The 5,227-nt window shown below is 72.8% G+C and carries 5 protein-coding genes and 1 pseudogene (1 of these 6 cut by a window edge); 3 read left to right on the forward strand and 3 right to left on the reverse strand.

The window, feature by feature from the left end; translation table 11 throughout:
• Nucleotides 1–1,031 (reverse strand): annotated as a pseudogene (locus AN216_RS04330) (beta-ketoacyl synthase N-terminal-like domain-containing protein); the annotation flags it as partial.
• Between the two features lie 86 nt (nt 1,032–1,117).
• On the opposite strand from AN216_RS04330, the gene AN216_RS04335 reads away from it, so the two are divergent.
• On the forward strand, nt 1,118–1,726 hold the full coding sequence (locus tag AN216_RS04335) for a hypothetical protein (RefSeq protein ID WP_070195254.1): 609 nt from the start codon (nt 1,118–1,120) through the stop codon (nt 1,724–1,726).
• Between the two features lie 147 nt (nt 1,727–1,873).
• Here the strand turns inward: AN216_RS04335 and AN216_RS04340 are convergent, their stop codons facing one another.
• On the reverse strand, nt 1,874–3,196 hold the full coding sequence (locus AN216_RS04340) for an ABC transporter substrate-binding protein (RefSeq protein ID WP_070195255.1): 1,323 nt from the start codon (nt 3,194–3,196) through the stop codon (nt 1,874–1,876).
• A gap of 123 nt (nt 3,197–3,319) precedes the next feature.
• Here AN216_RS04340 and AN216_RS04345 point away from each other — a divergent pair, with 123 nt between their 5' ends.
• Nucleotides 3,320–3,817, forward strand: coding sequence for an SCO4402 family protein (locus AN216_RS04345; RefSeq protein WP_070195256.1), 498 nt, complete (start codon nt 3,320–3,322; stop codon nt 3,815–3,817).
• A gap of 86 nt (nt 3,818–3,903) precedes the next feature.
• Nucleotides 3,904–4,812 (forward strand): formyltetrahydrofolate deformylase, encoded by a 909-nt coding sequence (gene purU / locus AN216_RS04350; RefSeq protein ID WP_070195257.1) that lies wholly within the window; start codon nt 3,904–3,906, stop codon nt 4,810–4,812.
• A 79-nt stretch (nt 4,813–4,891) separates the two neighbouring features.
• Here the strand turns inward: purU and AN216_RS04355 are convergent, their stop codons facing one another.
• Nucleotides 4,892–5,227 carry the 3' portion of a zf-HC2 domain-containing protein gene (locus AN216_RS04355; RefSeq protein ID WP_079166242.1) on the reverse strand. 1,314 nt of this gene lie beyond the right edge of the window, so the window shows 336 of its 1,650 coding nt (coding positions 1,315–1,650); its start codon lies beyond the right edge, outside the window; its stop codon occupies nt 4,892–4,894.

Here is a 5,227-nt window from a genome sequence, read left to right on the forward strand (position 1 = left end):
ATCACCCCGGCGACTCCGGCCGCCGCCTGGGTGTGGCCCAGGTTGGACTTCACCGAGCCCAGCCACAGCGGCCGTTCGACCTCCCGGTCCTGGCCGTACGTCGCCAGCAGCGCCTGCGCCTCGATCGGGTCGCCCAGGGTGGTGGCGGTGCCGTGCGCCTCGACGGCGTCCACCTCGCCGGCGGTCAGGCCGGCGCGCGCCAGCGCGGCCCGGATGACCCGCTGCTGGGAGGGGCCGTTGGGGGCGGTCAGCCCGTTGGAGGCGCCGTCCTGGTTGACCGCCGAGCCACGCAGCACCGCCAGCACGGGATGCCCGTTCGCCCGCGCGTCGGACAGCCGCTCCACCAGCAGCATGCCGACGCCCTCGCCGAAGCCGGTGCCGTCGGTGTCCTCGGAGAACGCCCGGCACCGCCCGTCCGCGGACAGGCCGCCCTGCCGACTGAAGTCCAGGAACAGCCCGGGCGTGGACATCACCGTCACGCCGCCGGCCAGCGCCAGGTCGCACTCGCCGTCCCGCAGCGCCTGCGCGGCCATGTGCAGCGCGACCAGTGAGGAGGAGCAGGCGGTGTCGACGGTGACGGCCGGACCCTCCAGGCCCAGGGTGTACGAGACGCGGCCGGACATCACGCTGGCGGAGTTGCCGGTGCCGAGGTGCGCCTCGGCTTCGGTGCCGGGGGCGATCGGACGGCTGGAGTAGTCCTGGTAGTTGGTGCCGGCGTACACGCCGGTACGGCTGCCCCGCAGGTCGTACGGGTCGATGCCGGCGCGCTCGAACGCCTCCCAGGAGGTCTCCAGCAGCAGCCGCTGCTGCGGGTCCATCGCCAGCGCCTCACGCGGGGCGATCCCGAAGAAACCGGCGTCGAAGTCGGCCGGGCGGTCCAGGAAGGCGCCACTGCGGGTGTAGCTCTTGCCGGGCAGGCCGGCTTCCTCGTCGTGCAGCGCGGCCACGTCCCAACCGCGGTCGCCGGGCCAGTCGGTGACNGGAGACCCGGAGCCTCCCGCTGTTCGACCAGGCCGTCGCACAGCAGGCGGGCGGCCCCGGAGGCGGCCCACCGCCGGCGTACGCCGGTGGTGCGCCTCGGTCCGGCGGCGAACCGAAACGCAGGCAGGTGTCCCCCGTGGTGCTGATCGGCGCCGCGGCCCTGGCAGTGGTGGGGGTGTTGATCGGAGCGTTCGTCGGCTTCGGTGGCGAAAGCGAGTCGAACGGGGGCGGGAAGGAGCAGGGCGCGGCCCCCGCTAGCCCGGAACCGGACAAGACGGAGGCTCCCGACCCGGCCGAGGCACAGGCCAAGGAGCTGGACAAGCTGCTCGAGCGCAGCAACAACAGCCGTGCGTCGGTGATCAAGGCGGTGCAGAACATCAAGTCCTGCAAGGCCCTCGCCGCCGCCGGCACCGATCTGCGTGCCGCCGCGAAGCAGCGCAACGGTCTGGTGACCAGCCTCGGGGAGCTGGACACCGGGGCGCTCCCGAACAGCGCGCAGCTCAACTCCGCACTCGTCGAGGCGTGGAAGGCGTCCGCCAAGGCGGACTCCGCGTACGCCGCGTGGGCCAAGCAGGTGTCCGGCAAGAAGGGCTGCCCGAAGGGCGAGGCCCGCTCCACCAAGCAGCAGGCGTTGGGCAACCGGGCGAGCGGCGAGGCGACGGCCGCCAAGAAGAAGGCCGCCAGCCTGTGGAACCCGACCGCGAAGAAGTACGGCCTGGCGGAACGCCAGATCACCCAGCTCTGAGCGCGGCCCCCTTCCGCCCGCGGGATCTGTCCGCGCTGCCGGCTCCGGTCCTGTCCGCGATATCCCCCGCGGGGCCTGTCCGCGCTCCGGCGGGGGCGGGCCCCATGGTTCGCCGCACCGGGCTCCGCTCCTCGCCGTCGCGCTCCCTCAGCCGTCGCGCTTGTTCTCCAGCGACTTCTCCACGTCGACGAAGCCGTCCGGCCCCTCCGGCAGCGTCGACACCTGACCGTTCCGCACCCGCTGGTAGGTGGCGTGGGTGTTGACGAGGCGCGGGTAGTCGTGCGCGGAGAGCAGGTCCTCGTAGTGCCACCGCAGCTTCGGGGTGAGCCCGCCGGTCTCGAGAGCCTCGCCCTCGTCCAGCACCGTACGCAGTGCCTCGGCGGTGACCGTCCGGCCCGGGTCCAACTGCTCCAGCGCGGCACGCAGCGCCGTGTAGGCGATCCAGGTGGTCTGCGCGCCGGGGTCGTCCGGGTCGATCCGGTTGTCCCCGAAGGCGTGTTCCCGCACGGCCTCCCGCATCGTGTCCCAGCGCGGGTCGTCCGCCGGCGGGTACCAACTGGTGACGTACGTGCCCTCCAGCGGACTGTCGGCCCCGCCCGTGCGGTCGACCAACGACTGGCGCACGCTGCCCAGCACGGACGCCGTGCGCACCGACTCGCCCGCGGCCTCGGCCCGTCGGAACGAGTCCAGGAAGGTGTCGGTGTGGCCGCCCAGCATCGCGGTGACGCAGCTCCGCCCTGTCCCGCTAAGCCCTGTCCCGCCGAGCGCCGGGGCCGCGCCCAGGGCGCCCTCGAGCGCCCGCTGGGCCGTCTGTTGGTAGGAGGTGGCGCTCTCCGGGGCGCGTACGTCCGTCGCGGGCGCCGCCTGCGGCGCGCCGCCGTCCCGGAGGCCGGCGTCCAGCAGTGGCGGCAACTGGTCGCCGGTGATCGTGTCGGGCCGTACGAGCGAGACCCGGGAGCACTCCTCGGCCGCGAGCTGCCGGCCGTTGGCCGCGGCGAGCACCGGCTGCCCGCCGTTGACGGGATACGAGAGCGGGCTGGTGTACTCCTCCTCGGTGACGCCGTAGCCGCCGAGGTACGGGATGCCGGCACCCTCCAGCGCCGACATGAAGGAGCGCCCGTGCTGGCTGTACGAGCCGACGACCGCGACGACCTCCTCCTCCACGGCGCGGTCCGCGCAACGGGCGGCGCCCACCGAGTCGTTGCGCTCGTCGCAGGTGAGTACCTCGAGCTCGCGGCCGTTGATGCCGCCCCGTGCGTTGAACCAACGGGCGTACGCCTGGCCCATCGCGGGCATTCCCGGCATGTTGCTGGCCTCGGCGCGCTGTGGTGCCCACGTCATCACCGTGATCGGGTCCGTGTCCGCTCCGGTGCCGGCCGGTACGCTGCCGCAGCCGCTGAGGAGTGCCGCGTAGCCGGCCGTGGCGGCGGCGAGGGCGGTGGCCTTGGGGGCACGGCGCCGAGCAGTCATGGTCCAGCAGGCTGCCGGGTCCGTCGTAACGGCGTCGTGCCCGACCCCGAACGCCGGGCGGCGGGGAGGTGAACTGCGGGGTGACGGGCGAGCCGGACGATCCGGAACGTATCGTCGACGACCATGGAGCAAGCTGTGGAGAAGACTTCCCGTCGGGGCCGTCGGTCCACCACCATGGAGCGCATGCCCGTGAATGACATGCCCTGGTGGCGCTGGCGTTGCAATGTGCGGTCCGCGCTGCACATGCTGTCCGACCCGGATTTCCAGCGGGAGTGCTGGCTGGCGGGCCAGCAGGGGTACGGCGACGTCACGGACGCCGTCTATCGGCTGGTGGAGGACACCTGGCTGGACAGCTGGTCGGCGGAGAAGTACGTGGCGACGATCTTCCGCGACTCGCAGGAGGCCGGCCTGGTGGACACGGCGGTGCTGCGGGTGCTGCGGATCATGCACCAGGTCGGCGCGGACGCCCCGGTGTCGACGTACATGCAGCACGAGGGCTGGCCGGACGCCGTACGGGCGGCGCGCGAGGCGCACGTACTGCTGGCCGTGAACGACGGGGACTCGCCGGACGAACCGCCGCGCTCGCTGGCGGACCTGGCGACGCTGTTGCGGACGGTCTGAGCGGATCGCCCCGGGTCGCCCGGCGCGGACCGGGGCGATCGAGGAGCCCGGACGGAGTACTCCGTCCGATATGCCAGGCTAGGGGGATGAGCCAGCCCGAAGAATACGTCCTCACCCTCTCCTGTCCGGATAAACCGGGCATCGTGCACGCGGTCTCCAGCTATCTGTTCACGACGGGTTGCAACATCGAGGACAGCCAGCAGTTCGGGGACCGGGACACCGGGCTGTTCTTCATGCGGGTGCACTTCAGCGGCGGCGGTCCCGCCGCGGCGGCGGACTCCTCGGCGAAGCCGGCCGCGAGCCAAGGCGGTGGCGGCACGCTGGACAAGCTGCGGGCCGGATTCGCCGCGATCGGGGACTCCTTCGGGATGGACTGGCAGTTGCACCGGGCCGGCGCCCGGATGCGGGTGGTGCTGATGGTGAGCAGGTTCGGGCACTGCCTGAACGACCTGCTGTTCCGTTCGCGTACGGGCGCGCTGCCGGTGGAGATCGTCGCGGTGGTCTCCAACCACCCGGACTTCGCCGACCTCGTCGCCTCGTACGGAGTGCCGTTCCGGCACATCCCCGTGACCCGGGACACCAAGGCGGAGGCTGAGGCGGAACTCCTGCGGCTGGTCCGGCGGGACGAGGTGGAACTGGTCGTGCTGGCCCGCTACATGCAGGTGCTCTCGGACGACCTGTGCAAGCAGCTGTCCGGCCGGATCATCAACATCCACCACTCCTTCCTGCCGAGCTTCAAGGGCGCGAAGCCGTATCACCAGGCGCACGCCCGGGGGGTGAAGCTGATCGGGGCGACGGCGCACTACGTCACCTCCGAGCTGGACGAGGGCCCGATCATCGAGCAGGAGGTGGAACGGGTCGGGCACGAGGCCACGCCGGAACGTCTGGTGGAGGTCGGCCGGGACGTCGAGTGCCAGGCGTTGGCCCGTGCCGTGAAGTGGCACAGCGAACACCGGGTGCTGCTGAACGGTCACCGCACCGTCGTCTTCTCCTGACGCCCCGCGCCGGGCGCGCCCCGGCGCACCCGCACCCGTGGTTCCGGCCGTCGGCGCGCGGCCCCGTACCACCCACCCCTCAGAGCCGGGACAGCGCGGCGGTGGCGTACAACACCTCTCGGATCGCCTCGCGATCACCCTCCTGTCCGGCGGCGGCCTCGCCGGGCGGCACATGCCCCGCGGCCAGCTGGCAGAACTCCATGCCGTCCAGGGCGACATGGGCGACCGCCGTCTCCGGCGCGGCGTGCGCCCCGGGGGAGTCCAGCGGGATGTACCAGTCGCCGCCGCCCGTGCCCTCGACCTCCAGGTGCAGCGTACGGCCCGGCGAGCCGACCGCTGACAGGTGCCGGGCCGGCGCCGCGAGTCCGGCCCGGCGGCGCCGCGCGAGGGTGCGCTGTACCGTACATCCGCCTTG

The organism is Streptomyces oceani (genome assembly GCF_001751245.1).
In the GTDB taxonomy this organism is placed as follows: domain Bacteria; phylum Actinomycetota; class Actinomycetes; order Streptomycetales; family Streptomycetaceae; genus Streptomyces; species Streptomyces oceani.